Origin of the sequence: Pseudoalteromonas sp. S16_S37 (assembly GCF_014694405.1) — a bacterium.
Taxonomy (GTDB): Bacteria; Pseudomonadota; Gammaproteobacteria; order Enterobacterales; family Alteromonadaceae; genus Pseudoalteromonas.
This window is the reverse complement of sequence record NZ_JAAUWV010000105.1, coordinates 1-4060: the sequence shown is the minus strand read 5'-3', so window position 1 is coordinate 4060 and position 4060 is coordinate 1. Positions and strand designations below refer to the sequence as shown.

At 41.7% G+C, this 4060-nt stretch carries 2 protein-coding genes; both read left to right on the top strand.

Annotation, left to right across the window (positions count from 1 at the left end; translation table 11 throughout):
• Nucleotides 1–284 precede the first annotated feature (284 nt).
• Nucleotides 285–1364, top strand: coding sequence for an MBL fold metallo-hydrolase (locus tag HC733_RS21630; RefSeq protein ID WP_190367049.1), 1080 nt, complete (start codon nt 285–287; stop codon nt 1362–1364).
• 377 nt (nt 1365–1741) lie between these two features.
• Nucleotides 1742–3967 (top strand): RHS repeat protein, encoded by a 2226-nt coding sequence (locus HC733_RS21625; RefSeq protein ID WP_190367048.1) that lies wholly within the window; start codon nt 1742–1744, stop codon nt 3965–3967.
• The last annotated feature ends 93 nt before the right edge of the window (nt 3968–4060 follow it).

Below are 4060 nucleotides of genomic sequence, written 5' to 3'. Positions count from 1 at the left end.
CTGTTGAGTAGTAACAAGCCTAACTGCACGTTCACGAAATTCTGGTGTATAGCGATTTGATTTTTTCATAGTTCCAGTTTCTCAAGTTATTGAGTCTCTGGCAAACTCGGGGCGATTCAGTTTTGAAATTATAGACGTCGTCGAAAAGCAATTTAATGTATCAGATACTCAAAGCAATACTGATCTTTTTATTTATGCTAGGCTAACAAGCGCTAGTGAATGAGTCATAACTGAATATAAATTAGCGTAAAATTTTAACTCTCATCTAAAAGCAGGTTTTACAGTTGAAGTACCTAACACTATTGCCACTTATTTTGCTCTGTGCATGTTCTACTCCAAATCATGTAACAAACATAACCTCGAAAGATCAAGTCGTTACTTATAGTAAGCATCAAGGATATGAAGATAGATTCGATAATTTCTATAAAAAGCCTGAGCAGTATCCTTTTAGCTGTGAAACAGACTGCTACCCAAGTACAGCACTCATTGAGTGTAAAACTGAAATGGAGCAATGTAAGTATGTTGGTGAGAATAAACTTCCTTACCGCAACTTGGGTTACGAAATTCGTTGGCTAGGTCATGCAACTTTTGTAATTAAAACACCGAGTAATGAAACCATACTCATTGACCCAGTAAAACATCAATTTGATTGGCCGGTTGATTTGGGGTTTAGACTGTTAAATGGTTTTTATCGTAACGAAGTTCCGTGGCCTGATAACTTAGTAAACAACGTAGATGCTGTGATTTACTCTCATATTCATTATGATCACTTTAGTAAAGAAACTGTCAAAGAGCTGGGTAATAAAGTAGTTTATTTTACCCCTAAGGGGTTTGCTGATCACTTTCCTAATGATGGCTACAACATTTCAGAAATGCTGTGGTTTACAAAGGCCAGTTTAACAAATTCAACATTACATTTTGTACCAGCACACCATTTTAGCAGTCGCGTTGTTGTGCCCTATATTGCAGAGGATCACGATGCGAGTTTGTGGGGCGGATGGGTGATTGAGTCCAATAACACCCGTTTATTTTATGCTGGAGATACAGGGTACTCGTCACACATTAGCGAGATAGCAAAAAGGTTTAAATCTTTTGATATTTGCTTAATGCCAATCGCCTCCTATTTTCATGAAACTGCAGGTAAATGGTATCGAAAAGTGCATATGACGCCAGAAGATGCACTTTACGCCGCAGATGAACTGAATTGTAAAGTAATGATCCCTTGGGGATATGGCAATGCTTCGTGGAAAATGGGCGATAAAAGCTCTCACGCACCATTGTTTAGGTTACTAGGCCAATACCAGCAGTTAAATAGCCAAGTTCCCTTGATAATTCTAAATGAAGGTGAGCACGTGGGGTTATGAGTAGGTTCTTATGAAATAATGCCGAAAAGTACAATAGACATATCACTCTCCTTCATATTCTGTATCTGCACACGGGGCTAATGGCTTTCTTGTTGTTATGTGCTGTATCTGATACTCATTTCTACGCTATGTAGATAAGTTGCTAAGCTTCGTGTGCCAACACTTAGGGCGTCCGTCTTATCAGAGCCATATCTATAATACATATATTTATTTCATCGGTTTGTTGCGATTTTTTGACTAGCTCACTAGATAGGTGGAGCTTTATAACTATCTGTTTTATATTAAGTAAGAAAAAAATACCAATTTTTATTAAATAATTATGAAAAACACAGGAAGAGGTATATCAGAAAGTAAAATCAATAATAACTGGATAAATAATGGGCGCTATCATTTCAGGCGAAGGACTTGGTCTTTTTAACAACCACACCTCTTTACTTAATCAAAATAACCGTTCGACTTTGGGGCAAGCATCAGAAAACATCTTTGTGAATGCGGCGACGGGCAACTTGGTGTTGCAACACCAAGATGAACAGGTAAAAGGTCTTGGGTTAGGGTTGGGAGTACTGAGAACCTACAACAGTCTGGGCCATTTTGATGGCGATAATAATGACCAATGGCGCTTAGGATTTTTAAAGACGATTTCACTTGAAGGTGCTCGCAACCAAGCGGGTAGCGTGGTTACGCGTGTTACTGCGGATGGCTTTGCACAGCGCTTTAACTATGATGCGGCTAAAGGGGAATATGTTAGCACCCAAGGTAGTGGTGCCCATGATACGTTAAAGTTCAACAGCGATGGCAGTGCAGTACTGAACATTGACGGCCAAAACATCGCCGAGCGCTACGACACACAAGGTCGCCTAAGTGCGATGATAAGCCCTGATGGTCATGAAACCACGATTAGCTATAGCGGCAGTCTTGTGAGTCAAATCACCACTCAAACCCAAAGTGGCACTGAAACCACGCTACTGAAATACAACAGCCAAAACTTATTAGAAAGCATTCAAACCCAAGCAGGCACAGGAGGCGCCCATACCCGTGTGTACTATGGCTATGATGCGAATAAACGTTTGAGTTCAGTCAAAGTCGATTTAACGCCGGATGATAATTCCATTGCCGATGGCAAGGTATACGAAACCAAATACACCTACCATGGTGATAGCAACCGCGTGCACACGGTGCGCCAGTCAGATGGCACAGCCCTGACCATTGGCTATGAAGCCCATAATGGTGACTACCGTGTTAAAACCTTGCAAGATGGTGCAGGTCGCACCACGGTCTATACCTATTTGTCTGATTCCCACACTCGTGTGACGTTAGGGCAATCACAGGTTGATTACTACTTTAATAATGCACAACTGTTGACTGCTACAGAGCAAGTGGTTAGCAATCAAATTATTCGCAATGAATACCAGTATTACGACTCAGGCAGTGCACAGGGTAAGTTGAAGGCTGTCAAAGATGGTTTAGGTCGCACAACAGAATATCATTATGACGAGCGTGGTAATCTGCATTTGGAGCAGGGCCCAACTGGAGTTGCAAGTCGAGCGTATAACAGCAATAACCAAATCATTTACCAAGACTTAAATGGTGAAGTGAGCCGATTTGTTTATGACAGTCAACAGCGTTTACGATTTACCTTGTCTAGAGCAGCGGCAAATCAGTTTGCTGTAACAGAATATCGTTACAATACATTGGGTCAACGAGTCAGCCAACATGAGTATGCAAAAGCACAATTTGATGGCAGCCAATACAACGAATCTAATTTAACTCAGTGGGTTAACGGGATTGACCTCAGCGCTCAGCGACAGACCCAATATCAATACGATTTTCGAGGCCAGTTGCACGCGTTAACGCGCTATGAGAGCGCGGATAGCGAAGGTAAAGGCACTGGTGAAAGCCAAACAGTTCAGTATGTTTACGATGCCTTCGGTAAGTTACTCAGTGAAGCCAACGCATCGGGCGCAACTGCGTATAGCTATGATGGTTTGGGTCGCCTGTTAAGCACAATTAACTCGCAAGGAACACATACTCAAACTATTTATGATGATGCAAAGCAACAACTAGCTATTTTAAATGAGAATGGCACATGGCAAACACAAAGTTTTGATAGCACTGGTGCTTTAACCTCTATCGCACACGGTACATCGAAAGGTGATAGTAGTGTTGGTATGGAGCGTTTTTATACAGATGAACAAGGTCGTACTGTTGTCAATGAAAACACCCAAGGTGCGAGAAGCTATGTATTTTATGATGATGCAGGGCGCCAAGCTGCTACCGTTGATACACATGGCTATGTAACACGTTCAACGTTCAATAATGCACATGAACTTATCCAATCAGTTAGATATGACCGCGCACTTGATACCAGTAGTTGGCTCAAAGATAGCCAGTTGACTTTGTCGCTATCGGAGCTTGATGAGCAGCTTGCCAGCCTTTCTACAGTTGCCCCCACACTGACAGTAAAAACCATGTCATCAGAGCCACAAATGATGATGGCAATGTCTGCTATGAGTGCCGCTACAGATGCCCCCATTGAAGGCGTGTACCAATACACGCTTGAAGAAGGCATGATTGAGGTTAAACGTGACCTTACGGCAAGATAGCGCAAATAAGTAAAAACCATCCGGCATACTTGATTGCAACCTAAACAACTAAGGTGTGATCAATGAATACCACAACATCATTAGAGCAAATTA